The sequence below is a fragment of the Duganella rivi genome (genome assembly GCF_009857435.1).
GTDB classification, from domain to species: domain Bacteria; phylum Pseudomonadota; class Gammaproteobacteria; order Burkholderiales; family Burkholderiaceae_D; genus Rugamonas; species Rugamonas rivi.
Genome location: NZ_WWCK01000001.1, coordinates 440,298 through 466,025, shown reverse-complemented (window position 1 = coordinate 466,025; position 25,728 = coordinate 440,298). Strand labels below are relative to the sequence as shown.

At 61.1% G+C, this 25,728-nt stretch carries 16 protein-coding genes; 12 read left to right on the top strand and 4 right to left on the bottom strand.

All coding sequences use genetic code 11. The annotated features are described in order from the left end of the window. Positions 1-298 precede the first annotated feature (298 nt). Positions 299-3,139 carry a TonB-dependent receptor domain-containing protein gene (locus GTP45_RS02235; protein WP_161012240.1) on the bottom strand — a complete coding sequence of 947 codons (2,841 nt, stop codon included), beginning with the start codon at positions 3,137-3,139 and terminating at the stop codon, positions 299-301. A 72-nt stretch (positions 3,140-3,211) separates the two neighbouring features. Between GTP45_RS02235 and GTP45_RS02230 the strand changes: the two genes are divergently transcribed. Beyond that, complete coding sequence (locus GTP45_RS02230) at positions 3,212-3,373, top strand: hypothetical protein (RefSeq protein WP_161012239.1); 162 nt, start codon at positions 3,212-3,214, stop codon at positions 3,371-3,373. Positions 3,374-3,471: 98 nt separating this feature from the next. Here the strand turns inward: GTP45_RS02230 and GTP45_RS02225 are convergent, their stop codons facing one another. The 3 genes from GTP45_RS02225 to GTP45_RS28945 all read right to left on the bottom strand — a co-directional run bounded on the left by GTP45_RS02225 (position 3,472) and on the right by GTP45_RS28945 (position 9,533). Continuing rightward, positions 3,472-6,270 carry a TonB-dependent receptor gene (locus GTP45_RS02225; protein WP_161012238.1) on the bottom strand — a complete coding sequence of 933 codons (2,799 nt, stop codon included), beginning with the start codon at positions 6,268-6,270 and terminating at the stop codon, positions 3,472-3,474. A gap of 202 nt (positions 6,271-6,472) precedes the next feature. Continuing rightward, positions 6,473-9,259 carry a TonB-dependent receptor gene (locus GTP45_RS02220; RefSeq protein WP_229258303.1) on the bottom strand — a complete coding sequence of 929 codons (2,787 nt, stop codon included), beginning with the start codon at positions 9,257-9,259 and terminating at the stop codon, positions 6,473-6,475. A gap of 139 nt (positions 9,260-9,398) precedes the next feature. Further along, complete coding sequence (locus GTP45_RS28945) at positions 9,399-9,533, bottom strand: hypothetical protein (RefSeq protein WP_267876183.1); 135 nt, start codon at positions 9,531-9,533, stop codon at positions 9,399-9,401. A gap of 101 nt (positions 9,534-9,634) precedes the next feature. Between GTP45_RS28945 and GTP45_RS02215 the strand changes: the two genes are divergently transcribed. From GTP45_RS02215 to infB, 11 genes are all read left to right on the top strand, one after another. Beyond that, positions 9,635-11,398 carry an ABC transporter substrate-binding protein gene (locus GTP45_RS02215; RefSeq protein WP_161012237.1) on the top strand — a complete coding sequence of 588 codons (1,764 nt, stop codon included), beginning with the start codon at positions 9,635-9,637 and terminating at the stop codon, positions 11,396-11,398. Positions 11,399-11,401: 3 nt separating this feature from the next. Beyond that, a complete protein-coding gene (locus GTP45_RS02210) occupies positions 11,402-12,322 on the top strand; it encodes an ABC transporter permease (RefSeq protein ID WP_161012236.1) in 921 nt (306 codons plus the stop codon). Further along, positions 12,322-13,371, top strand: a complete 1,050-nt coding sequence (locus tag GTP45_RS02205; protein WP_161012693.1) for an ABC transporter permease — start codon at positions 12,322-12,324, stop codon at positions 13,369-13,371. Before GTP45_RS02210 ends, GTP45_RS02205 begins: the two co-directional genes overlap by 1 nt. Continuing rightward, positions 13,368-15,101, top strand: a complete 1,734-nt coding sequence (locus GTP45_RS02200; protein ID WP_161012235.1) for an ABC transporter ATP-binding protein — start codon at positions 13,368-13,370, stop codon at positions 15,099-15,101. The genes GTP45_RS02205 and GTP45_RS02200 overlap by 4 nt, the downstream gene beginning before the upstream one ends. A 25-nt stretch (positions 15,102-15,126) precedes the next feature. After that, the gene (locus GTP45_RS02195; protein ID WP_161012234.1) at positions 15,127-16,083 is read left to right on the top strand and encodes a VTT domain-containing protein; all 957 of its coding nucleotides are present in this window, start codon (positions 15,127-15,129) and stop codon (positions 16,081-16,083) included. Between the two features lie 197 nt (positions 16,084-16,280). After that, positions 16,281-17,306, top strand: a complete 1,026-nt coding sequence (locus GTP45_RS02190; RefSeq protein WP_161012233.1) for a glucokinase — start codon at positions 16,281-16,283, stop codon at positions 17,304-17,306. A 244-nt stretch (positions 17,307-17,550) separates the two neighbouring features. After that, positions 17,551-18,246: an SMC-Scp complex subunit ScpB gene (gene scpB / locus GTP45_RS02185; RefSeq protein WP_161012232.1), complete on the top strand. Its 696-nt coding sequence runs from the start codon at positions 17,551-17,553 to the stop codon at positions 18,244-18,246. Beyond that, positions 18,233-20,332, top strand: coding sequence for a pseudouridine synthase (locus GTP45_RS02180; protein ID WP_161012231.1), 2,100 nt, complete (start codon positions 18,233-18,235; stop codon positions 20,330-20,332). The genes scpB and GTP45_RS02180 overlap by 14 nt, the downstream gene beginning before the upstream one ends. Positions 20,333-20,711: 379 nt before the next feature. Then, positions 20,712-21,200, top strand: coding sequence for a ribosome maturation factor RimP (rimP, locus tag GTP45_RS02175; protein WP_161012230.1), 489 nt, complete (start codon positions 20,712-20,714; stop codon positions 21,198-21,200). After that, positions 21,197-22,762 (top strand): transcription termination factor NusA, encoded by a 1,566-nt coding sequence (gene nusA / locus GTP45_RS02170; RefSeq protein ID WP_161012229.1) that lies wholly within the window; start codon positions 21,197-21,199, stop codon positions 22,760-22,762. The genes rimP and nusA overlap by 4 nt, the downstream gene beginning before the upstream one ends. Before the next feature lie 46 nt (positions 22,763-22,808). Continuing rightward, positions 22,809-25,685 carry a translation initiation factor IF-2 gene (infB, locus tag GTP45_RS02165; RefSeq protein ID WP_161012228.1) on the top strand — a complete coding sequence of 959 codons (2,877 nt, stop codon included), beginning with the start codon at positions 22,809-22,811 and terminating at the stop codon, positions 25,683-25,685. Positions 25,686-25,728: the final 43 nt, after the last annotated feature.

Sequence of the window (25,728 nt, the reverse complement as noted above, 5' to 3'; positions counted from 1 at the left end):
TGTCAATGTGGAAACCCTTACGTGGAATCCTTTACTTGAAATCAACAATGCGCCAATTTCTAGCGGAGAAACGCTCTAATTTGGTGCGCTGCGGCATCAAAACGATGGAAAGATTGATTTCCTATCAAAAAGCAAGCAAAAGTACTGTGGCACTACTGTTGCAGCGCACCAATTTGGTGTTAGCCAATTTTCATTAACCTGAGTTCATCAAGTAACAAAACGTCACATTTACGCGACAAACAATGCGGCCCGGAGATGCATTGCGGCAAGTCCGGGCCGAGGCCTTATGTAAACGCTGTTAGAACTTGTACGAGCCGGTCAGGTAGAACGTGCGGCCCAGCGGGTCGGTGTAGCGGCCGTCGTAGCCTGACTGGTTGCCGCCGCCCGCGTTGCGGATGGTGAATGGCGGGGCGATGTCAGCCAGGTTCTTGATGCCGGCCATCAGCGTGAACTGCTTGCCCAGCTTGGCCTTGGTCTGCCAGTCGAAGGTGGTGTACGAGCTGACCTTGCGGCTGATCGGCACGTAGTCGCCCAGGCTGCCATCGGCCAAGACCTCGCGCACCACCGAGTCATCCTCGTTGTACACCTGGTCGGTGTAGCCCGAATGGTAGTTGGCGGTCAGCGCGTGGGTCAGCTTGCCGGTGTTCAGGGTCGCGGTCAGCTTCGAGATCCAGCGGAAGGTGACTTCGGCGTAGGAGTTGAAGCGGCCGATGTTCTTCTCCAGGCCGGTGCCCGGGGTTTCCTGCTCGGCCTTGGTCATATACGTACCAGTCCATTGCAGGCTGGCCTTGCCCAGTGCGGTATTGAGCTTGTAGGTGTGATCCCAGTCGATACCTTGGTAGTGCGAGGTGGCCAGATTGAACGGCGTCAGCGCGGCGACCAGCACGTTTTGCTTCTGGATCGGGTCGTAGTAGGTGCGCAGCAGGCTGTCGTACACGGCTGGGTTGTTGAACACCAGGTCTTCCGACAGGGTCTGGATCTGGTTGCGCAGTTTCACGTCCCAGAAGTCGAAGCCGATCGACAGGCTGGCCACCGGCTCGACGCGGATGCCCAGGGTGGCTTGTTTCGACTCTTCCGGCTTGAGCGCGCCTTCGCCGGTGGCCGCGTTGCCGCCCGACAGCAGGCCGTATTCCGACGAGCCCGGGTTGCACAGCTTGTAGCGCGGATCGCTGGCGCTGGTGATCGGGCAGGCGTGGAACTGCGACGAGCCGCCGTTGACCAGCGGCTTGACGATGCTGCTCATGCTCGGCGCCTTGAAGCCGGTACCGTAGGAGCCGCGGATCAAGACCGATTCCACCGGGTTCCAGCGCAGCGCGACTTTGTACGTGGCCTTGCTGGCCGCTTCGCCTTGCTTGCCCGGGGCGATCAGGTTGCCGTCGGTGTCGAAGTTCTTGTTATTGGTGACGGCGGTGAAGTCGTCGTAGCGGCCGGACACGGTCAAGTCCATGTTCTTCAGCACCGGCAGCAGCAGCTCGCCGTAGGCGCCCCAGTTCTTGCGGGTGGCGTCGATCGGCAACGCGCCGGCGCCGCCGCCAACGATGGCGTCGGTGAAGTCCGGCTGCTGCTTGTTCTGGCCTTGCGAGTAGGCGTCCGGCGCTTCGCTGTAGGCCTGGCGCGTGAAGTCGGCGCCCAGCGCCAACTGCGCAGGGCCGGCCGGCAGCTTGAACACTTCAGCCGAGCCGCTCGCTTGCACCATGTCGATCTTCGACTTGGTGACGCTGAACTGGTTGTGCAGCACGGCCGAAGCCAGCGCTGCCTGCGAGGTGCCCGGCGGCGCGAACGGATCGAACTTGCCGGCTGCCACCAGCGCGTCAAACGCGTTCAAGCTCATGTAGCCGCCGGCGGCGGTGTCGGTCTGCTTGTTTTCCGAGTGGGTATAGGCGGCGCGCCAGTCGATGTTTTTCCAGGTGCCGTCGAAGCCGAAGGCGGCATGCCTGGCGATGGTCTTGTACTCGTCGGCGCGGCCGCCGGCGTCCACCAGGCGCAGGTTCATGGTCACGCTGGTGACCGAGTTCGGATCGGTGATGCCGAGACGGCTCAAGTAAGGCGTGATGTACTTGGCGTACAGCGGGCTGCTCAGCGACAGGCCCAGCGGCTGCGCCGGCGCCGCGTACTGGGCGGTGTTGGAGAACGACGAGACCAGGCCTTCGGCAAAGAAGTTCAGGTTGTCGTTGATCTTGATGTTGAGCGAGCCGAAGCCGCTGTCGCGCTTCAGGGCCGGGGTGTTTTGCACGGTGGCGGCATAGTCGTACAGGCAGCGGTCGCCGACCTTGAACAGGTTGGCGCCGTTGCAGGTGCCGGTGGCGAACAGGTTGGGGCTGAAGGCGGCGCTGCTGGCGGTGCCGTCGGCCTTGGTGTACTTGACGGTGGCGGTGCCCGGGATCGAGTTCGAGCTCAGCTGGTACAGGCTGTAGGCCTTGCCGTTGTTGTAGAACGGAATCACGCCCGACTGCGAGAACTCGCTGTCCTTGGCCCACGAGGCCTTGCTCTCGTCGTGCGCGACCGACAGCAGCAAGTTGTAGCCATCCTTGTCGAGGTCGCCCCAGCCCTTGGAAATCGAGGCGGTCGAGGTGGTGCCGCCGCTGCTGCGCGGCTGGCTGTAGGAAGCTTCAATGACGGCGTCTTGCTGGTTTTTCTTCAGGATGAAGTTGACCACGCCGGCAATCGCGTCCGAGCCGTACAGGGTGTTGGCGCCGTCGGTCAAAATCTCGACGCGCTCGACGGCGGCCAGCGGAATGCTGGCCAGGTTGACGGTGGAGCCGGAGGTCGAAGGCGCCAGGCGGCGGCCGTTCAGCAGCACCAGGGTGTAGCCTTCGCCAATCGCGTGGATGGAGGCGGTTTGCAGGCCGCCACCGCCGCCGTTGACCGACATCGACGAGGTGGTGAAGCCTTGCATCGACGGCAGAGTGGCGATCAGGTCGGCCACGTTGCTGGCGCCGGACTGTTCGATCTGCAGCTTGGACAGGGTTTGTACTGGCAGCGCGCCTTCAGCGGTAATGCGCTTAATGCTCGAACCGGTAATTTCAACGCGCTGGATAGGCGCGTCCGTGCTTTGTGCCATGGCCGCTTGCATGCCCAGCGCCAGGCCGCTGGCGCAGATCAGGCGTACCGATCGCGACAATACGGTTTCAACCATCATTATTTTTAGCTCCCATTTAGAAACGATGAACCACGGGTGTGTTCTTTTCGTTTTTTTATCAGAGCATTCGGCTTGATCGATCGTCAACGCGACGGCGGCGTGCATGCGGCGCACCAGCAAGAGGCTTGTTTTGCGGGAAGCGGTTTGGACGTGATGGAAATACTGATTTGCTTGCAAAAAAGTAGTGAATCTACGGATACCTTGCACCAATTAACGCAAAGCCGGCAGGTGTAAATCCGGGTTAATGCGGCAGATGCGTTACTTCCGGGCGACACATAAAAAAGCCCGGAGGGCCTTGCGGCGCCTCCGGGCTTTTGGGGAGTACTAACAACTTAGAACTTGTACGAACCGCTCAGGTAGAAGGTACGGCCCAGCGCGCTCGAGTACGATGGGTTGTAACCGATCTGGTGCGAACCGGTGTTACGCAGCGAGAACGGCGGATCACGGTCGAACAGGTTGTTCACGCCGGCAGTGATCTCCACGTTCTTCAGCGGACGGAAGGCCGACTGCATGTCGAAGGTGGTGTAGCTCGGCACTTCCAGCGTGATGTCGTAGCAATCCTGCGTACCGGCGATCACCACCGCGCAATCTTTGGCGCTTTGATGCTTGTCGGTGTAGCCGTTGCGGTAGTTCGCGCTCAAGGTGTGGGTCCACTGGGTGTTTTCCCACGAGGTGCTGGCCTTGATGATGTTGCGGAAGCTGACCTTGTCGTTCGAACCGTACTGGTTCAGGCTGGTTTCCCACTGGTCGTCGGTACCCGGGGTGGTGTAACGCGAACGCAGCAGGTAAGTACCGGCCAGGCGGTTGGTCAGGCGGCCGTCGAACAGCTTGATCTTCTGGGTGAAGTCATAGTCGATACCGCGGTTTTCCACCTTACCGATGTTGATCGGCAGCAGCTTGATTGCCAGCACGTCGCGGCCGGTAGACGCGATGTGCTTGGTGGTGAACAGGTTGGCGTACTTGGCCGGGTTGGCGAAGATCAGGCCTTCCGATACCGAGGTCACCTGGTCGCGGATTTCCACGTTCCACAGGTCGATGGCGACGCTGGTGGTGCTGGTTGGTTCCCACACGGCGCCGATCGACCATTGCTTGGATTTCTCCGGCTTCAGGTCAGGATTGCCGCCTTGGAAGACTTCAAACTGGCCGCGGCTCGGCGTGGCGCAGTACTTGGCCAGCGGGTGGCCGGCCATGCCGTTGGCAGCAGTCAGCGGGCAGCTGTAGGAGCCGCCGGTGACGCCGAACTCTTCCAGCGGGCCAGCGATTTCCTGCATGCTGGCGGCGCGGAAGCCGGTGCCGGTGGCGGCGCGCAGCATCAGGTTCTTGGCGGCCGAGTACTTGGTCGAGACCTTGTAGGTGCCGGCGCTGGCCGAGTCGCCGATTTCGCGGCCCAGGATTTTGTCTTTCACCGCGCCGATGTTGTCGAAGCGGCCCGACACGGTGGCTTCCCACTTCTTGCTGATAGGCAGCAGCAACTCGGCGAAGGCGCCGGTGTTGGCACGCTCGTAGTGGTTGTCGTAGACCGGGCTGTCGAACAGGATCAGGGCTTTTTCAGCCACGTCTTCCTGGTCGGTCTTGAAGCTGGTGACGCGGTAGTCCGCGCCCACGCTGATCATGGCCGCGCCGCCTGCCAGTTCAAACACTGGACGCGAAGCGTGCGCGTCGGCGCCCTTCATGACCACGGTCTGGGTGTTGTACAGGCCGCTGAAGCCGGTAGCGTTCAGCTGGTCGCGCATGGCTTGCGGCATGCTGCCTTGCGGGTAAGCGAACGGGTCGAAGCTGCCGCTGTTGAGCAGCGCGTCGAACTTGTCAGCCAATGGGAAGCCGGACAGGTATTTCTGTTCCTGCTTGTTGCGCGAGTAGGTCAGGGCGCCATTGATGTCCCAGCCGTAAGCCGCGCCATCCAGGCCTGCGACCAGGTGGGTCGCCTTGGTGCCGTACTCGTAGCCGCGGTTGCCCATTTCGTACAGGCGGTACTTGACGGCCACCGAGGTCACGCCGGCCAGTTGCTCAGGCGTCAGGTACGGTTGCAGGTACTTGCTGAACAGCGGCGAGCTGGTCGACAGCGAGAAGTCGGCCGGGTACGGCGCGATGCGCGCGGTGATCTTGGCTTCGGTGTAAGCCGCGTCGAAGAAGGCCTTGAAGCCGCTGTTGCCCAGTTTCAGGCTGCCCGAGCTGAACAGCGAGTCGCGGCTCGATTCCGGGTTGATCTCGATGGTCGATGGCGAATCGTACAGGCACTGGCCGTCGTCGAGGGCCACGTTGTTGGCTGCGCACTTGTTGCCATGGGCCAGTGCATACGGGTTCAGGTTGACGGTCTGCGATTCGCCCTTGGCATCGTTGTAATCGATCGAGGCGTTGGCTGGAATGGCGCGCGTGGAGCCGTTCTGGAATTGCAGGGCCTTGCCGTTTTTCGGATCGGTGAAGTTCACCATGCCGCTCTTGGCGAAGTCGCGCTGCGACGCTTTCAGCTGCTTTTGCTCGTCGTGGCTGAGCGAGACGAACACGCTGTAGCCGTCTTCGTCGAGGTCGCCGAAGCCCTTGCTCAGGCTGAACGAGTTGCTCTTGCCGCCGGCCTTTTCAGGCGAGCTGTACTTGGCGTTGATTTCCCACGGGGCCGCACCCTTTTTCAGGATGAAGTTGACCACGCCGGCAATCGCGTCGGCGCCGTACAGGGCCGAGGCGCCGTCGGTCAGCACTTCCACGCGCTCGATGGCCGACAGCGGGATCGAGTTCAGGTCAATGGTGGTGCCGGAGTTGGCCGGCGCCACGCGGCGGCCGTTCAGCAGTACCAGGGTGTAGGAGGCGCCGATGTCGTGGATCGATGCGGTGGTGACACCGCCGCCGCCGCCGCCGACCGAGTCGGCCGCCACGGAGAAGCCCTGCATGGCCGGCAGTTGCTGGATGAAGTCGGTCACGGTGGTGACGCCCGACTTCTTGATGTCTTTCTGGCTGAACGATTGCACCGGCAGCGAGGATTCGGCGGCGATGCGCTTGATGCTGGAGCCGGTGATTTCGACGCGCTGCATCGGTTGTTCAGTTGCTTCCTGGGCGAAGGCATGGCCCAGGGTCATGGCCAGTCCGCCGGCGAACATCACGCGCAGCGAACGGGACAGGATTGTTTCTTTAATCATGTTGCAATGTGCTCTCTCAAGTGGTTCAAACTCATGAGGACGGAATCTCACCAATTCTCACGAGGGCCGTTATGAAACCACCTATAGACCACTCTTGTCAAATTTTATGCGGCTTTGTGTAAATTATTACCATGTTTGTGCCAATAATTAAAAAAAGAGCAGCGATTCCTCGCTGCTCTTCTTTTTATTTAACTAATTATATTTAGTCAAACTTGTATTGCAGGCCAACTTTGACGTAGCGGCCGGTGGCGCCGGAGGCATCCATCGGGTTGAAGCTCATGCCGCCGTAGGTCAGGGCATCCAGCGGGGCGACGCGATCAAGCACGTTGTTCATCGAGGCGAACAGCTGCAGCGACTTGCTCCAGTTGTAGCGGGTCGACAGATCCAGCGTGGTGAACGATGGCAGGCGGCACGCGCTGTTTGGTGCGGCGCTGCCGTCAGCGAAGGTCACTGCGCACTTGGCGCCTTCGTAGCGGATGTTCTTCAGGTCCGAGCGGTAGTTGACGGTGCCCGCCACGTTCCAGTTGCCCTTGTCCCACGACGTGATCAGGTTGATCTTGTCCTTGGGCGTACCGGCGCAATCGGAGGTGTCACAGTTGCCGTGCGTGCCGGCGAACTGGAAGGTCTGGCTCTTGTCGGCGCGTACCCACGAAGCGGTGTGCGACCACACCAGGTTGATGGTGGCCTTGCCGTATTCGCCCAGGCGCAGGCGCTGCTTGACGTCCAGGTCGATACCTTTGACCTCGGTGTAGCTGGAGTTCTGGTAAGGCGCCTTCGACAGCAGCAGCGTGCCGGTGTTCGGCACCGCAACGCCGTTCACCACCAGGTTGTTGTCCGCGCGGATGGCGGTCGGCAGCGATGCCGCTTCAACATACGACAGCGGGTTGATTTCGTTGCTGCGCTTGATTTTCCATGCGTCCAGCGACAGGTTGGTGTCGTTCAGCGGATCCCATACCAGGCCCAGGGTGTAGCCTTTCGACTTTTCCGGTTGCAGGTTCGGGTTGCCCAGCTTGACCGCGCCGATGGTGATGTTGCAATCGAGCGAGGTGGCGCCGCCGGCCGCAGGCTTGCCGCCTGGGCAACGCACTGGATCGACGACGGACGAGTTGCCGGTCGACTGGCTGGCCGGGTTCGATTCAGCCACGCCTGGCGCACGGAAGCCTTCGGTGTAGGTGCCGCGCAGGGCGAAGCTTTTCACCGGGGTCCACTTCGCGCCCAGTTTCGGGGTGGTCGAGTTGAACTTGGCGTAGTGGTCGTAACGCAGCGCGCCCGACAGTTCCACCGTCTTCAGCACCGGCGCCAGCAGCTCGGCGTAGATCGCCGAGACGTTGGTCTTGCCGTCCGCGGCCACGTAGGAGATGTTCGACGAACCGTCTTCCGAACCGGTCAGCGATGGGTTGTGCAGAATCTCGCGGCGGTGTTCGGCGCCGATCGCCAGGCCCAGGTTACCGCCAGGCAGGGCGAACAGTTCACGCGACGCCTTGACGTCGACGATGTTCAGTTCGGTGCTGGAATCGGAGGTCGCGTTCAAGCGCAGCGCGTCGTACAGCGATTGCGGGTTCTTCGAGGCTTGCGCGCCAATGTAGTACGGGAAGTACTTGCTCTTCGGATCGCCCAGCGCCGACTTCAGCACATTCATGTTCAGCTGGTTGGTCCATTCCAGGTACAGCTTCGAGCGCGAGTGGGTGAAGCCTGCATCCCAGTCCCAGCCGAAGTTGCTGCCCTTGGCGCCCAGCACGAAGCGGGTGAACTCGTTGTTGGCGATGTGGTTGCTCGGGCCCAGGTCGAACATCGAGTAACGGAGGCGGGTGTCCGCGCCGTAGATGTTTTGCGGATGCGATGCGGCCATCAGCAGCTCGTTCGAGTACAGGGTCACGCCGGCCGGATTGGCGGCGCTGGCAGGGAACACCACGTTCGGCGTGGCCGATACCGGCGCCAGCATGAACGAGCTGTCGCGCTTCGCGTAGCCGACTTCGGTGTAGACCTGCAGGTCGGAATTGACTTGCAGCGTGCCGCGGGTGTACAGGTTGATCGATTCAACCTGCGGCTGGATGTCGCGGAACTGGTCCTGCGACCACAGACAGCCGCCGGCGGCGTCCTGCTTGACGGTCTGCGAGAACTGCGAGCAGCCGCCCAGCGAGGTGTAGTTGCCGGTCTTCGGGTTCATCAATGCGCCGGTCGGCGTCGGCGACGAGGCGCCTGGGGTGATGTAGCCGCCCATGTACTGGGTGTTCTGCAGGTAGCCCCACGGACGGATGTCGCCGTGGCCGATCCACGCGCGATCCTTGCGGTCCGAGGCTGCCAGCGAGTCGGACTGCTTGTACTCGAGGTTGAACACCACGTTGTACTTGTTGTCGTCCAGGTTGCCCTTGCCGACGGTGACGGCCAGGTTGTTCTGGTTCATGTCGCTGTAGCGCGAGGTGCCGGTGTCGGCCTTGATGGTCACGCCTTCAAAGTCTTTGCGCAGGATGATGTTGACCACGCCGGCGATGGCGTCGGCGCCGTAGGTCGACGAGGCGCCATCCTTCAGCACTTCGATACGCTCGACGATTTGCATCGGGATGTTGGACAGGTCGGTGAAGCTCTTCTGGCCGTCATCGGCGCGCGCGAACGGCGCCATGCGGCGGCCGTTCAGCAGCACCAGAGTCGAGGTCGCGCCCAGGCCGCGCAGCGAGATCGCGGTCGAACCAGCAGCGAAGCCGCTGCCGAAACCGGTCGGCAGCGAACCGGCGCCGTCCACGGTCAGGGTCTGCAGGAACTCAGCCACGGTGGTTTTGCCGGACTTCATCAGTTCGTCGCGGGTGATCATTTGCACTGGCGAGGCGGTCTCGGCGGAAGCGCGCTTAATGCTCGAACCGGTGATTTCTACGCGCTGAATGGTGCCGGTTGGTTCGGCGTTTTGTGCGAAGGCTGGCATGGCCAGTGCTGCTGCTACCGAGCCTGAGAACATCAGGCGCACGGAGCGGGATAAAACGGTTTCCATCATCATTACAAAAACTCCAAGAAAAAAGCGTTCAGGCTGGCGGCGGAAATGGGGGAAACCGCCGACAAGTCTTATCTTTCCGAAATGTCTACAAATAAAGTATTTTCAGGAAGGGGCGCATCAGACCACCGCAAGAACTTGCTTGTCAAACAAAATTGAAATTTTTGACGCGAAAAAACAACGTTTTGTGTAAAAAAGTCACTGGTTTTTGTAAAGACATATTGCGCTGCAAAGCAAGGCGTGCTGCGGCCCAGCGCGCAAGAATGCTGCGTTGCGTCATAGAATCACCTTGACTGCACCAAAGTAGGGCGTTTTGTGGCATTCCTGCCAAGCAAAAAGTGCTGTATTGTGAAGGCCACTTTTTGCGGCTTGAGGACGGTTATGCAGTGCTTACAATTTGCCGCAGCCGCGACCTTGGTTCTGGTCGCGTCGGTGTGTTCTGCGGCAGCGCCGGTGAAGACCTTGCGCTACATCTTGCCGGCCGCCGAGGCCAGTTTCGATCCGGCGCTGGGGCGGGATTACTACACCGGCCATATCACCGAGGCGATTTTCGAAACGCTCTACACCTACGATTACCTGGCCCGTCCGGTGCAGCTGGCGCCGCAGACGGCGGCGGCCTTGCCGGAAGTGTCGGCCGACGGCAAAACCTACTTGATCCGCTTGAAGAAGGGCACGTATTTCACGCCCGATCCGGCGTTTGGCGGCAAGCCGCGCGAGCTGACCGTGGCCGATTACGTCTACTCGTGGAAGCGGCTGTTCGATCCGCGCCTGGCCTCGCCGAATGCGTGGCTGCTGGAGGGCAAGGTAGTCGGGCTGGATGCACTGGCCGCACAGGCGCAGAAAAGCGGCCGTTTCGACTACGACGCGCCGGTGGCCGGACTGGAAATCCTCGATCCATACACGCTGCGGATACATCTCACGCACACCGATTTCAATCTCGGCATGATCCTCGCCTACGAGCCGCTGTCAGCCGTTGCGCGCGAGGTGGTGCAGAAGTACGGCGACAGCAAGGGCGAGGTGGCCGGCCATCCAGTCGGTACCGGCGTCTACAAGCTCGGTGAATGGATACGCGGCAGCCGCATCGTGCTGGAAGAGAACACCGGCCATCGGCCGCAGGTGTGGGATTTCCAGCCGAGCGCCGAGGGTGACGAGCGCATCGTCCAGCAGATGAAGGGCAAGAAGATTCCGCAGATCGGCCGCATCGAGATTAGCGTACAGGTGGAAGACCAGTCGCGCTGGCTGTCCTTCATCAGCGGCGGCGCGGACGTGTTCTGGCTGGAAGGCGCATTGGCGCCGAAAGCGCTGGCAGATGGCAAGTTAAAGCCGGAGTTGGCGCAACGCGGCGTACAGCTTTCGCGCATCGTCGATCCTGAGCTCAGCTATTACTACTGGAATATGCAAGACCCGGTGGTCGGTGGCTTCAGCAAGGAGAAGGTCGCCTTGCGCCGCGCCATCGCCATGGCGCATGACGTCGATGAAGAAATCAAGCTGGTGCTGAACGGCGAGGCGCAGCGCTTGCATTTTCCGATTCCATCCGGCGTGGCGGGTCACGATCCGAACTACCAGCCGCTGCTGCGCTACGATCCGGTGCTGGCCAATCAACTGCTGGATCGCTACGGCTACAAGAAAGGCGCCGATGGCTGGCGCACCCAGCCGGACGGCAAACCGCTCGTCATCACCTACACCTCGCGCAACGAAGCCAATGGCGTCTTGATGGCCGAGCTGTGGCGCAAGACTTACAACCGGCTCGGCATCCGCATGGATAACCAGCGCATGATTTTCAGCGATATCCAGAAGGCCGAGATGCTGTGCAAGGTGCAGTCGCGCACCTATCAATGGCTGGCCGACTACCCGGACGGCGACAATTTCATGCAGCTGTTCTACGGCGGGAACATCGGCCAGAACAACAACGGCTGCTATCAGGACGCGCAGTACGACGCGTGGTTCGAAGCCAGCCACCGCATGCCGCCGGGGCCGCAGCGCGACGCGCTGTACCGCAAGATGGCGCGCCAACTGGAAGTGCAGGCAGCGGTGATGCCGGCCTTCTCGCGCTACCGGAATATGCTGGCGCAGCCGACGGTGCTGGGGTATAAAAAGCATCCCATCCTGCATCAGGAATGGAAGTACATCGACATCAAGGATTAAGAGATGCTGGCTTACATAGTGCGCCGCTTGTGGCAGATGCTGCCGACCATGCTGGGCGTGGTGGTATTGGTGTTCGTGCTGTTTAACTGGGTGGGCGGCGACCCGGCCTACATCCTCGCCGGCAAGATGGCGAATGCCGACAGTATCGCCAACATACGCCGCCAGTTGGGCGTGGATCAGCCGTTTTACGTGCAGCTGTGGATTTTCATCAGGCAGATTGCGACGTTTGATTTTGGCTTGAGCTGGGCGACCAGCGAGCCCGTATCCAACATCATCGCCACGCGGCTGGGGCCGTCGCTGACGGTGCTGATTCCGCTGACTGTGCTGGAGACTTTGATCGGCATTGCGCTGGCGCTGGTGATCGCGTTTGTACGCGGCTCGCTGACGGATCGCGCGGTGATGATTGCGTGCACGGTGGGGATGTCGGTCAGCATTCTGGTGTATATCATCGTGTTCCAGTATGGGCTGGCTTACAAGCTGGGCTTGTTCCCGGTGCAGGGCTGGGATGGGCTGCGCTATGCGGTGCTGCCGATTTTGATCGGGCTGGCGGTGTCGATAGCGCCGACCTTGCGCTTGTTCCGCAGCTTTGTGCTCGATGAAGTGGGGCAGGATTATGTACGCACGGCGCGCGCGAAAGGCGTGAGCGAACGGCGCGTGATGTGGGTGCATGTGCTGCGCAATGCGGCGATTCCGATTTTGACTTATGTGATGTCCAATCTGCCGGCGCTGTTGATCGGTGCGTTTTTGCTGGAGCGGTTCTTTGGCATTCCGGGCATTGGGCGCGAGGTGATCTTGGCGGTGGAGCGTAGCGATTTTCCGGTGATTAAAGCGATCACGGTGTACGTGGCGGCGGCGACCATGGTGTTCAATCTGTTGACGGACTTGCTGTATCAAGCCGTTGATCCTCGGGTGAAGTTGTCATGATGGTGCATGGCGCTTGGCGGCGTTTGCGAGAGGATCGTGTGGCGATGGTGTCGCTCGCCGTGGTGGTGGCGTTTCTGCTGATGGTGGTGCTGTCTGCCAGCGGCTTGATCGTCGCGGATTGGGAAGAGGAAGTCGGCGTGAATTACGCGCCGCCGAGTTTTGTTGGCGGCACGGCGGCAGTTTCTGCACCGGCCGCGCAGCAGCAACAGGCCTTGCCGGAAAATCCGTTCGATCCAATTGCTGACGATATCCGCGCACTGCGTGCAGGCAGCGTCGAGATGTATGGCGTGGTCGATCCGCTTGCTGACGATTTGGCGCAGTTGCGGGCAGCAGGTGAGGGCGCTGCGGCGGGCGCTGTGGCGCGGCGCGCGACCTTGCCGTTTGGCGGCGACAAGTGGGGCCATGACATCATCAAGAAAACCATCAAGGGCGGCGAAACGTCCATCGTGGTTGGGCTGGTGGCTGCTGTTTTGGCGGTCGGCCTTGGCACCTTGTTCGGCGCGATGTCCGGTTATTGCGGCGGCGTGGTCGACGATTTCTTCAATTGGTTTTACAGCATCTTCACGGCGATCCCTTCGGTGCTGATGATCCTCGCGGTGGCGGCGGTGTTGCAGCAGAAGGGTGTGCTGACCATCGTGCTGATTCTCGGATTGACCGGCTGGACTGGGCCGTATCGTTTGATCCGCGCCGAATACATCAAGCACAAGGCGCGCGAGTACGTGCTGGCGGCAGACGCTATCGGTGCTTCGCACTGGCGCAAAATGTTTGGCCACATCTTCCCGAATGTGAGCCATGTGGCGCTGGTGCAGATGTCGATCCTGGTGGTGGGCTTCATCAAGGCCGAGGTGATTTTGAGCTTCCTTGGTTTTGGCGTGCCGGTCGGCGTGGTGTCGTGGGGCAGCATGCTCAACGAGGCGCAGAACGAATTGATCCTCGGCCGCTGGTGGCAGCTGACCGCTGCCGCGATTGCCATGGCGCTGCTGGTGACGGCGTTCTCGCTGTTCACCGACGCGCTGCGCGACGCTCTTGATCCAAAGGTGAAAGCATGACGCTGCTCGATGTCCGCAATCTGCGGATTGATTTTCGCGTGGACCGCAAGAGTACGGCGCCCGCGGTGAAGGGCGTTAGTTTCAGTGTGCCGCGCAATGCCACGGTGGCGCTGGTGGGCGAGTCCGGTAGTGGCAAGTCGGTCAGCGCGTTGGCGGTGATGGGCTTGCTTGATCAGGCGGCGCTCATCGGCGAAGGCAGCTGTATTGAGTTTGACGGCCGCGATTTGCTGGCGCTGGACGGCAAGCAGCGGCGCGCCATGTGCGGCAAGGATATGGCGATGATTTTTCAGGAACCGATGTCTTCGCTGAATCCGGTGTTCACGGTCGGTGCGCAAATTGCCGAGGTGCTGCGGCAGCACATGAAGATGGGCAGCGCGCAGGCGCGCTGCCGCACGCTGGAGTTGCTGGAGGAGGTGGGTATTCCTGAGCCTGCCGTCAGGATCAATGCGTATCCGAGCGAGCTGTCGGGCGGCCAGCAGCAGCGCGTGATGATTGCGATGGCGATTGCCTGCGAGCCGAAGCTGCTGATTGCGGATGAGCCGACCACGGCGCTCGATGTCACCATCCAGAAGCAGATCATGGAGCTGATTGCGCGCTTGCAGAAGCGGCATGCGATGTCGGTGCTGTTCATTACGCACGACTTGGGGCTGGTGGCGGAGATTGCGGATCAGGTGGTGGTGATGCGCCACGGCGAGGTGCGCGAGGCGGGCGAGGCCAAGCAGGTGCTGACGGAACCGGCGGATGCGTACACGCGGGCGTTGCTGCATTGCCGGCCGAAGCTGGATGAGCGGCCGCACCGGCTGCCGGTCATCGCCGATTTCCTCGGCCCCACCGCCGTCGTTCCGGCGCAAGCCGGAACCCATACGCCGCGGAGTGCGACGCTCAGCATGGATTCCGGCGTTCGCCGGAATGACGGCGGCGATGGCGGCGATGGCGGCGACGGTGGGACGCCGTTGCTGGAAGTGCGTAACCTGAGCAAAGTCTTCTCGCAACGCCAAGGCTGGTTCGGCAAGCGCGAGTTCCACGCAGTGAAAGACGTCTCCTTCACCCTCGCGCGCGGCAGGACGCTCGGCGTGGTCGGCGAATCTGGCTCCGGCAAGACCACCGTCGGCCTGACCCTGCTGCGCCTGCACCAAGCCAGCGGCGGCAGCGTCCTGTTTGACGGCCGCGACCTGCTCAGCATGTCCGCGCGCGAATTCCAGGCCTACAAGCGCCGCATCCAGATCGTGTTCCAGAATCCTTACGCCTCGCTCAACCCGCGCTTCACGGTCGGCGACATCCTGCTGGAACCGATGCGCATCCACCGCATCGGCGCCGGCGACCGCGAGCGCAAAGCCATCGCCCTCAATCTGCTGGACAAAGTCGGCCTGCCGGCCACCGCCTATCAGCGCTACCCGCACGAATTCTCCGGCGGCCAGCGGCAGCGCATCGCCATCGCCCGCTGCCTGACCATGCAGCCGGAAATTCTGGTCTGCGATGAGTCGGTTTCCGCACTCGATGTCTCGGTACAAGCGCAGGTGCTCAACCTTTTGCAAGATTTACAGGACGAGCTCGGCCTGTCATACATCTTTATTTCGCACGACCTGTCGGTGGTGAAATACATGGCCGACCAAGTCATGGTGATGCAGCACGGCGCCGTCGTCGAACTGGCCGATGCCGACACGTTGTACCGTAACCCGCAGCAGGCCTACACCCGTGCCTTGCTGGCTGCTATCCCGCAAAGCGGTTAAGCGATTTTTAAGTTAAGATATCTGAATGGCGAATTTAATCCTCCTGTTACAAGAATACGGTGTCCTGATCGTGTTTGCGATCGTGCTGATCGAGCAGATCGGCATGCCGATTCCTGCCTATCCGATCCTGATCGTGGCCGGCGCCATGTCGGTTGACGGCGACACCCACTGGAGCGCCGTGCTGGCCGTCGCCATGCTGGCTTGCCTGATTAGCGACAGCTTCTGGTTCCGCGCCGGCCGCTTCTACGGCAAGCGCATCCTCAAGCTGCTGTGCAAAATTTCGCTGTCGCCCGATTACTGCGTCAGCCAGACCGAAGACAACTTCAACCGCTGGGGCCCGAAAGCCCTGATTGTCGCCAAGTTCATTCCCGGCTTCAACGTCATCGCGCCGCCGCTGGCCGGCGCCATGGGCACGCCGCGCGGTGTATTCCTTGGCTATGCCGTGCTGGGTAGCTCGCTGTGGGCCGGCACCGGAATTGCCATCGGCGCTTTCTTCCACACCAGTGTGGACCAGTTGCTCGATATCCTGAGCACCATGGGCACTACTGCGCTGGTGGTGTTGGCCGTGCTGCTAGGTCTGTTCGTGGCGTTTAAATATGTGGAGCGCAAGCGCTTCCGCCAGTCGGTGGACATCGAGCGCATCACCGTCGATGATCTGAAAAATATGCTGGAGCAGGGCAAGGAGCCGATTCTGGTGGATGCCCGCAGCGCCACCGCGCAAATGCTGGATCCGGCCGTGCCGGGCGCGCTGCTGTTCAATGGCGGCGAACCGAGCGTGGATATCATTGCGCTGGACAAGGGGCGCCATATCATCGTGTATTGCAGCTGCCCGAATGACGTCACGGCCGCCCACGTGGCCAAGGCGCTGGTTGGTCAAGGCTACCACCGGGCGCGGCCGCTGCACGGCGGGCTGGAGGCGTGGAACGCTGCGTTCCGCGCCAACGGCGATACCGTGCGCGAAGACAATACAGCCTCTGCCTGAGTAAAACGCCGCTGCTTGCGGCGTTTTTAAAAGCTAAATATGGAATCGTTTCCATTATTTTTGCTGGTAGTCATACTACGGACAAAAAATCGCGGATTACAAACTTGTGTAGCAAAACTGTACTAAAACTACAAACACCGCTTGCCTGCCGCAGGCAAAATACCTTAAGCTTAGGCCTCAACTAATTTCGACCCATCATGACAGCTCAGTCCGTACAAACGCCTCCCTCCCTGACCACTGCTTTCCCTGGTGGCCCGCGTCTGCTGGCGGACATCGGCGGCACCAACGCGCGCTTTGCGCTGGAAACCGCCCCGGGCAAGATTGAAGCGATCGAAGTGCTGGCGTGCGCCGCTTACCCGACCTTGGCCGCCGCCCTGGTTGCGTATCTGGCCTCGCCGACCGTCGCTCAGGCCGGCGTTACCGGTATTCGGAATGGCGCGATTGCAATTGCCAATCCGGTTACCGGCGACATGGTGCGCATGACCAACCACCACTGGGCATTCTCGATCGAGGCGCTGCGCCGCGAAGTCAACTTCGACACCTTGGTAGTCGTGAACGACTTCACCGCGCTGGCCAGCTCGCTGCCGCAGCTGTCGGCAGCGCAAAAACACCAGGTCGGCGGCGGCGTCGGCGTGCCGGGTACTCCGCTGGGCCTGATCGGCGCCGGCACCGGCCTCGGCGTCTCCGGCCTGATCCCCGGCAAGGATGGCTGGACTGCGCTGCTGAGCGAAGGCGGCCACGTGACCTTCTCGCCAGCCAACCCGACCGAAGTGGCGATCCTGCAATTTGCATGGAAAGAATTCGAACACGTGTCGGCCGAACGCCTGATGTCCGGCGCCGGCATCGAACTGATCTACCGCGCGCTGGCCGACCATGGCAAGCTGCCGGCGGAAAAACTGACGGCGGCGGAAATCTCGCGCCGCGCACTGACCGGCGAATGCCCGCTGTGCGACGAAGTGATCGAGGCCTTCTGCTGCATGCTGGGCACCATTGCCGGCAACATCGCCGTGACCCTGGGTGCGCAGGGCGGCATCTACATCGGCGGCGGCATCGTGCCGAAACTGGGTGAGCGCTTCGACCGTTCCGGCTTCCGTGCCCGCTTTGAAGCCAAGGGCCGTTTCAATAAATACCTGTCGGCGGTACCGACCTGGGTGATCACCGCCGAGTACCCGGCTTTCGTTGGCGTTTCGGCAATCTTGTCGGATCGTCTTGCCGCCGCGTAAGCTCAGTTACATTTCAATGACGTCGAAATGCGCGTTTTGTAGTTTTATCAGGTACAATTCGCCGTGTTGGATGAAACGTCTGGCTTCCTGCCCACGTTTCACGTAGAAAGCAACGGTCTCGGCCGTTGCTGGCATGTCCCTCTCTCCCGCCAGGTGCGCATAGGCCTTGGCGTCGGAAAAGCAGCTTCAGCGAGTAACTCCCACCAGCCTCTCTGAATGTGATTGATTTCTTTCGATTTTGCTTATGGATAATCTTGAGGCTAAAAAAGTCCTCGAAACCGCCTTGCTATGCGCTCGTGAGCCGTTATCGATCCACAGTCTGAAAAAACTGTTTGTCGAACTGGACGACCAAGACCGGCCGCGCGGCCCCGGCGTAGGCGCCGATACGATCAAGGAATTGTTGGAAGAATTGCGGCTCGACTGGGCCGGCAAGGGTGTTGAAGTGATTAGCCTGTCGACCGGCTGGCGCTTTCAAAGCCGTCCCGAGATGAAGCTGTATCTCGACCGGCTGAACCCGGAAAAGCCGCCCAAGTATTCGCGGGCAACGCTGGAAACGCTGGCCATCATCGCCTATCGCCAGCCGGTCACCCGTGGCGATATTGAAGAGATACGCGGCGTAGCCGTCAACTCGCAGACGATCAAGATGCTGGAAGATCGTGGCTGGGTGGACGCCGTCGGTTATCGCGACGTCGTCGGCCGCCCGGCTTTGCTGGGCACCACCAAGCAGTTTTTGGATGATTTGGGCTTGAATTCGCTGTCCCAGCTGCCGCCGTTGCAGCAAATCAGTGATGGTCAGAACGCCATGGAAACCCTGGAAGCGGCTCTGCAAGAGAACTTTGAAAAGGCGGCGCAAGAGAGCGCTGAGCAAGAAACCGGCCCCGCGCCAGATTTAACGGTTGACGCTGAGCACAACCAAGAAACGAATAATGAACAAACCTAATACCCCTGAGACAGTCTCCGACGCAGCTGAAGTTGTTGCCAAGCCTAAGCGCCGCACCAAAGCCCAGATCGAAGCGGATAACGCGGCGATTGCCGCAGGCGACGCGCCTGCCGCCAAGCCGAAACGCAAGACCAAGGCCGCCGAGGCTGATGTAGCCGCTGCCGACGCACCGGCGCCAGTGAAAAAGCCACGCGCCAAGAAGGCTGATGCCGCCGAGGCAGTTGCTCCAGCCGCTGAAGGCGAAGCGCCTGTTGCCAAGAAGCCGCGCGCCAGGAAAGCTGCTGCGCCTGCTGCTGAGTCTGTCGTTGCCGAAGCACCTGCCGCTGCGCCTGCGCCGGCCGCCGCTGCACCGGTGGAAGGTGGTGAGCGCGCCGAGCGCCAGCAGCGTCCACGCGGCCCGCGCCAGATGCGCGAGCAGCGCGCACTGCGTGAGGCATCGATGCCGCGTCCAGAGCCTGTGGTAGCCGCTGAAGGCGCCGCTGCGCCCGCGGAAGAGGGCACGCCGGTAGCGCGCGAGAACAAGCCGCGCCACGAGCAGCGCAATAACAATCAGCGCAATGGCAAGAACAACAAGAAGGGCAAGCAGCGCGGCGGTCAAAACGCCGGCGGCGCGAAAGGCAATGATGCCGACGCAGCCTTCTCTTACGTCACTTCTGATGCGTTCGACAGCGACGATCACAAGGGCCGCCAACCAGCCAAGCCGGTGCGCCGCGACCTGACTTCGGACGACGATGCGCCAAAACTGCACAAAGTGCTGGCCGAAGCCGGTCTCGGCTCGCGCCGCGACATGGAAGAACTGATCGTATCGGGCCGCGTGTCGGTCAACGGCGAGCCGGCCCACATCGGCCAGCGCATTCTGCCGACCGATGCGGTGCGTATCAACGGCAAGCTGATCCAGCGCCGCGTGAGCAAGAAGCCGCCGCGCGTGCTGATCTATCACAAGCCGGCCGGCGAGATCGTTTCGATGGACGACCCGGATGGCCGTCCATCGGTATTCGACCGCCTGCCGACCATGAAGGCCGGCAAATGGTTGGCTGTGGGCCGTCTCGACTTCAACACCGAAGGCCTGCTGTTGTTCACCACCTCCGGCGATCTGGCTAACCGCCTGATGCACCCGCGCTACGGCATCGACCGTGAATACGCGGTGCGCACGCTGGGCGTGCTGGAAGAGGGCATGCGCCAGAAACTGCTGGCCGGCGTTGAGCTGGAAGACGGCGTCGCGCAGTTCTCGAAAATTGCCGACGGTGGCGGCGAAGGCATCAACAAGTGGTACCGCGTAATCATCGGCGAAGGCCGTAACCGCGAGGTGCGCCGCATGTTCGAAGCGATTGGCTTGACCGTGTCGCGCCTGATCCGTACCCGCTACGGCGCCATGACCCTGCCAAGCAGCCTGAAACGCGGCCGCTGGGAAGAGATGGAAGAGAACGCAGTGCGCGGCCTGATGGCTGCCTACAGCATCGAGAAAAAAGGTGGCGACGGCGCCAAGCCGGCCGCCAAGCCGCAGCAGCAAGCGAAACCAGCCCAGAACAAAGGGCCGGAAAAGCGCGGCCGCAACGGCAACCGCGATCAGCACGCCGAGCGTGCCGACCGTCGCGACGATCGTGATTTCTACGATGACGACGAGGACGATGAAAACGAGCCTAACTTCAACCGCGCCGATCTGAGCAACGCTAACGCGCTGCCGTTCGCCAAGCCGGCCCGTAACGGCGGTGGCCGTGGCCAGGGTGGTTTCGGTGGTGGCAACGGCGGTGGCAATGGCAACCGTGGCGGCAAGGGCCGTCAAGGCGGTGGCCAGGGCCAAACGTCGAGCCGTCCGGGTGGTCGTCCGCAGGGCATTGGTGCTTACGCTGGCGGCCGTCCGCTGGGTGAGGCGCCGGGCCCGCGTCCGCAAGGCCAGGGTAACCGTGGGCAGAGCCAAGGCCAGGGGCGCGGCCAGCAGGCCAAGGGCCCGAGCCGCGGCCCACGCCAGCCGGATCCGCTGCAAACCACCTTCGGTTTTGGCGCCGCCAGCGGCGCGCCGCGCCGTGGACAGCAGTCTCGCGGCAGTGCTACCGGCCATGATATGCCACGCCGCCGTAAGGGTTAAGCGGTGTGGCGGGGTACTAAGGATGCGTAGCCGTTGACGCCTCGCCTCGCACCCTGACAAGCACCCCGAACGAAAGGGTCTGACCCCGTACGGGGTCAGACCCTGAAGCAAACGGTGTGCGGGTTGGGTTGGTGCCTTCAGGTGTCTTTTGACCTTGTTGTAAGCCTGTCATGCCGCCCGTGCGGCATTGCAGCGCAGATCATATAAGGTTATAATATCTAGCCTAGTAAAAGTTCCAAGTGCACTGAAACACCGGGAACTCTTCATCTGGCTAGGTGTTTTAAGAAGATGGGCAGATGCCCATTTTTTTTTTTGTTGAACCGTTTTAACAGGCTTGTTTTATGCCGCGCATAAACAGGTCTTGAACTGGAGAATTTTCTTGCAGCTGCCGGAATTAATTGAAAAGACCGTCGCCGGTCTGGGCTATGAGCTGGTTGATGTCGAACGGGCCGAGCGTGGACTGCTGCGCGTGTTTATCGATTTCAGCGCAGAAGATGCCGAAGAAAAAGGTCCGATTACCGTAGAAGATTGCGCCACGGTCAGCCACCAGCTGTCGCACGTGCTGACGGTCGAGAACATTCCTTACGAACGTCTCGAAATCTCGTCGCCGGGCCTGGACCGTCCGCTGCGCAAGCTGTCGGATTTTGCACGTTTTGCCGGTTGCGAAGTAGTCATTAAACTGCGCGCAGCCATGCCGGGTACGAACAACCGGAAATCGTTCACGGGCGTCCTGCTGGAGCCCGAGGGCGAAAATTTGTCGTTGGAATTTGAAAGCAATGAAGGTCCGGCGCAGTTGGATTTCACACTCGCCGATGTGGATAAGGCACGCTTGGTGCCACAGGTGGATTTTAAGGGACGCAAAGCATGAGTCGCGAAGTTTTGTTATTGGTAGACGCGCTGGCGCGTGAGAAGAACGTCGATAAAGATGTCGTTTTCGGCGCACTGGAGTTCGCGTTGGCGCAAGCCACGAAGAAACGTTATGAGGGTGAAGTAGACATCCGCGTTTCGATCGACCGCGAGTCGGGTGAGTTCGAATCCTTCCGTCGCTGGCACGTGGTGCCTGACGAAGCAGGCCTGCAATTGCCGGACCAAGAAATCCTGCACTTCGAAGCGAAAGAACAAATCGCTGACATCGAAGTGGACGACCACATCGAAGAGCCGATCGAGTCCGTGGAATTCGGCCGCCGCTTCGCGCAAGACACCAAGCAAGTGGTGCTGCAGCGCGTGCGCGATGCTGAACGCGAGCAAATCCTGGCTGACTTCCTGGAACGCGGCGATTCGCTGGTTACCGGCACCATCAAGCGCATGGAACGCGGCGACGCCATCGTTGAGTCGGGCAAGATCGAAGCCCGCCTGCCACGCGACCAGATGATCCCGAAAGAGAATCTGCGTATCGGCGACCGCGTCCGTGCTTACATCCTGCGCGTGGACCGCAATATGCGCGGCCCGCAAGTGATCCTGTCGCGCACCGCGCCAGAGTTCATCATGAAGCTGTTCGAACTGGAAGTGCCGGAAATCGAGCAAGGCATGCTGGAAATTAAATCGGCCGCCCGCGACGCCGGCGTACGCGCCAAGATCGCCGTCTACACCGCCGACAAGCGTATCGATCCTATCGGTACCTGCGTGGGTATGCGCGGTTCGCGCGTGCAAGCTGTTACCGGCGAGCTGGGCGGCGAGCGCGTGGACATCGTGCTGTGGTCGGAAGATCCGGCCCAGTTCGTGATCGGCGCACTGGCGCCGGCCAACGTGTCCTCGATCGTCGTCGACGAAGAGAAGCACGCGATGGACGTGGTGGTGGACGAAGAGAACCTGGCCATCGCCATCGGCCGCTCCGGCCAGAACGTACGCCTGGCTTCCGACCTGACCGGCTGGAAGATCAACATCATGACGGCCGAGGAATCGGCCGACAAGGCAGCCCAGGAAACCGCCGCGATCCGCGCGCTGTTCATGGAAAAACTGGACGTCGACCAGGAAGTGGCCGACATCCTGGTGGAAGAAGGCTTTGCCAGCCTGGAAGAAATCGCTTACGTGCCGATCTCCGAGATGCTGGAAATCGAATCGTTTGACGAAGATACCGTCAACGAACTGCGCACCCGCGCCCGTGACGCCCTGGTCACCGAAGCCATCGCTTCGGAAGAAGGCCTGGAAGGCATGGACGAGGCGCTGGTCGGTCTGGAAGGCATGGACCGCATCACCGCCGGCAAGCTGGGCCTGGCTGGTATCAAAACAGTAGAAGCTTTTGCTGCACTGGCATACGACGAATTCGGCGCCATCCTGGCCCTGTCGTCCGACCGCGCACGTGCACTGATTACGAGTGAATTTGAAGATGTGACCGACGATGAGATGAAGTTGGTTGACGCGAAATATGACGACCGCGCCAAAGGCTTGCAAGCCAAGGCCTGGAGTCTGGCTGAATCCGCAAAGGCTTAATTTGAGTATCTTTATCATCTCCGCGACACATAGAAAAGAGGACTGAATGGCGAGTAACAACGTAGCCCAATTTGCCACCGAACTGAAGATGCCTGCAGATTTGCTGCTGACGCAGCTGCGTTCTGCCGGCGTCGAGAAAAGTTCGGCGTCAGATCCATTGTCGAAAGAGGATAAGGATAAGCTGCTCGACCACCTGCGCCGCACCCACGGCGCTGGTGCTGAAGAGAAGAAGAAAATTACGCTGACGCGCAAGGAAACCACCGAGATCAAGCAGGCCGACGCCAATGGCAAGGCCCGCACCATCCAGGTCGCCGTCAAGAAAACGCGTACCTTCGTGCAGCGCGACGAACCGCTGACCACCACGCCTGCCGCCCCGGCAGCGCCGGTGATCGACGCGGCTGAAGTCGCTCGCCGCGAGGAAGAAGCCCGCAAACAAGCGGAACTGATCGCACGTCAGGAAGCGGAACTGCGCGAGAAGCAGGAGCGCCTGGCCAAGCTGGAAGCCGACAAGGCCGCCCAGGCCAAGGCCACCGCTGAAGCTGAAGCCGCCGCCAAGAAGGAAGCTGAAGAAGAAGCGAAGAAAGCTGCTGCCGCCAAGGCCGCTGCTGCCGCTGCGCCTGCTACTTCGGCTGCGCCTGCTGCGGACACCGCTGCTGAAGACGCGAAGAAAAAAGCTGCTGCTGAAGAAGCCAAGAAGAAGGCCGCTGCCGCTGCCAAGGAAGCCGCTGAACAAGCTGCTGCCACCGAGCGCGCACGCCAGGCCGTGGCCGACGAAGTCGCGCAGATCAAGGCCATGATGAATGCGCCACGCCGCGCCATCAAAGCGCCTGAGCCTGCGCCTGCACCGGTCAAGCCTAAGGTTGCCGAAGGCACGCTGCACAAGCCAGCTACCGCTGCCAACGCAGCCAAGGCCGGTGACAAGAAAGATGACAAGAAGCCAGCCGCCGGCGGCGCAGACAAGAAGTCGATCAAGTCGGCCAACGTCTCGTCGACCTGGCAGGATGACGCCAAGAAGCGCGGCGCGCCGGGCGGTGGCAAAGGCCGTGGCGGCAACGCCGGCGCTGGCGCAAGCACCGGCCGCGACAGCTGGCGCGGTGGCAAGGGCGGTCGTCGCCATCAGCAATCGGAAGAGCGTGAAAGCAACTTCCAGGCGCCGACCGAAGCCATCGTCAAGGACGTGCACGTTCCTGAAACCATCACTGTTGCTGAACTGGCGCACAAGATGTCCGTCAAGGCATCCGAGGTGATCAAGCAGCTCATGAAGCTGGGCCAGATGTGCACCATCAACCAGGTGCTGGACCAGGAAACCGCCATGATCGTGGTGGAAGAAATGGGCCACAAGGCGTTCGCTGCCGAGATCGACGATCCAGAAGCCATTCTGGCCGACCAGGGCGAGCACGCGCACTTCGAGTCGCTGCCGCGCGCGCCGGTGGTTACCGTCATGGGCCACGTTGACCACGGTAAAACCTCGCTGCTGGACTACATCCGCCGCGCCAAAGTGGCGTCGGGCGAAGCTGGCGGCATTACCCAGCACATCGGTGCTTACCACGTGGAGACCCCGCGCGGCATCATCACCTTCCTGGATACGCCAGGTCACGAAGCCTTTACGGCAATGCGTGCCCGCGGTGCGAAAGCAACCGACATCGTTATTCTGGTGGTGGCAGCCGACGACGGCGTGATGCCGCAGACCAAAGAAGCTATCGCTCACGCGAAAGCGGCTGGCGTACCTCTGGTGGTGGCGATCAATAAGATCGATAAACCGGGCGGCAACGTGGACCGTGTAACGCAAGAGCTGGTTGCCGAGAGCGTGGTGCCGGAAGAATACGGTGGCGAATCGCCATTCGTGCCGGTATCGGCCAAGACCGGCGAAGGTATCGACAACCTGCTGGAGCAAGTGCTGCTGCAAGCTGAAGTGCTGGAACTGAAAGCACCGGTGGACGCACCGGCACGCGGCCTGGTGGTTGAAGGCCGCCTGGACAAAGGTAAGGGCCCAGTGGCCACCATCCTGGTTCAGTCGGGTACGCTGAAGCGCGGCGACGTGGTGCTGGCAGGTTCGTCCTACGGCCGTGTTCGTGCAATGCTGGACGAAAACGGCAAGCCGATCAACGAAGCCGGTCCATCGATCCCGGTCGAGATTCAAGGCCTGACCGAAGTGCCGCAAGCCGGTGAAGAAGTCATGGTCATGGCGGACGAGCGTAAAGCCCGTGAGATCGGCCTGTTCCGTCAAGGTAAGTTCCGCGACGTGAAACTGGCGAAACAGCAAGCTGCGAAGCTGGAAAACATGTTCGACCAGATGGCCGAAGGCGAAGTGAAGAACCTGCCGCTGATCATCAAGACCGACGTGCAAGGTTCGCAGGAAGCGCTGGTGGGCTCGCTGCAGAAACTGTCGACCTCGGAAGTGCGCGTACAAGTTGTGCACGCCGCAGTCGGTGGCATCACCGAATCGGACGTCAACCTGGCAGTCGCTTCGAAAGCAGTCATCATCGGCTTTAACGCCCGTGCTGATGCACAGGCGCGCAAGTTGGCCGAGTCGAACGGCGTGGACATCCGCTACTACAACATCATCTACGACGCGATCGAAGAGGTGAAAGCAGCACTGTCCGGCATGCTGGCGCCAGAGAAACGCGAAACCGTCACGGGCCAGGTGGAAGTACGTCAGGTTATCCTGGTGTCCAAAGTCGGCGCGATTGCCGGCTGCCTGGTTACCGATGGTGTGGTCAAGCGTACCTCGTCGGTTCGCCTGCTGCGCAACAACATCGTGGTCTGGACTGGCGAGATCGACTCGCTCAAACGCTTCAAGGACGATGCGAAAGAAGTACGCGCCGGTCTGGAGTGCGGCCTGTCGCTGAAGGCTTACAACGACATCCAGGTGGGTGACTCGCTGGAAGTGTTCGAAGTGCAGGAAATCGCGCGTACCCTGTAATTCACGGGTAGCAAAGCAGTATCTGGTAAAGTGGACGGGCCTT

Coding starts and splice junctions, on each gene's coding strand:
- GTP45_RS28945 (WP_267876183.1), bottom strand. CDS start 9,533: ATGACGCAACGCAGCATTCTTGCGCGCTGGGCCGCAGCACGCCTTGCT.
- GTP45_RS02235 (WP_161012240.1), bottom strand. CDS start 3,139: ATGATGGTTGAAACCGTATTGTCGCGATCGGTACGCCTGATCTGCGCC.
- scpB (WP_161012232.1), top strand. CDS start 17,551: ATGGATAATCTTGAGGCTAAAAAAGTCCTCGAAACCGCCTTGCTATGC.
- GTP45_RS02210 (WP_161012236.1), top strand. CDS start 11,402: ATGCTGGCTTACATAGTGCGCCGCTTGTGGCAGATGCTGCCGACCATG.
- GTP45_RS02200 (WP_161012235.1), top strand. CDS start 13,368: ATGACGCTGCTCGATGTCCGCAATCTGCGGATTGATTTTCGCGTGGAC.
- GTP45_RS02205 (WP_161012693.1), top strand. CDS start 12,322: ATGGTGCATGGCGCTTGGCGGCGTTTGCGAGAGGATCGTGTGGCGATG.
- GTP45_RS02180 (WP_161012231.1), top strand. CDS start 18,233: ATGAACAAACCTAATACCCCTGAGACAGTCTCCGACGCAGCTGAAGTT.
- GTP45_RS02215 (WP_161012237.1), top strand. CDS start 9,635: ATGCAGTGCTTACAATTTGCCGCAGCCGCGACCTTGGTTCTGGTCGCG.
- GTP45_RS02225 (WP_161012238.1), bottom strand. CDS start 6,270: ATGATTAAAGAAACAATCCTGTCCCGTTCGCTGCGCGTGATGTTCGCC.
- GTP45_RS02190 (WP_161012233.1), top strand. CDS start 16,281: ATGACAGCTCAGTCCGTACAAACGCCTCCCTCCCTGACCACTGCTTTC.
- GTP45_RS02220 (WP_229258303.1), bottom strand. CDS start 9,259: ATGATGATGGAAACCGTTTTATCCCGCTCCGTGCGCCTGATGTTCTCA.
- nusA (WP_161012229.1), top strand. CDS start 21,197: ATGAGTCGCGAAGTTTTGTTATTGGTAGACGCGCTGGCGCGTGAGAAG.
- infB (WP_161012228.1), top strand. CDS start 22,809: ATGGCGAGTAACAACGTAGCCCAATTTGCCACCGAACTGAAGATGCCT.
- GTP45_RS02195 (WP_161012234.1), top strand. CDS start 15,127: ATGGCGAATTTAATCCTCCTGTTACAAGAATACGGTGTCCTGATCGTG.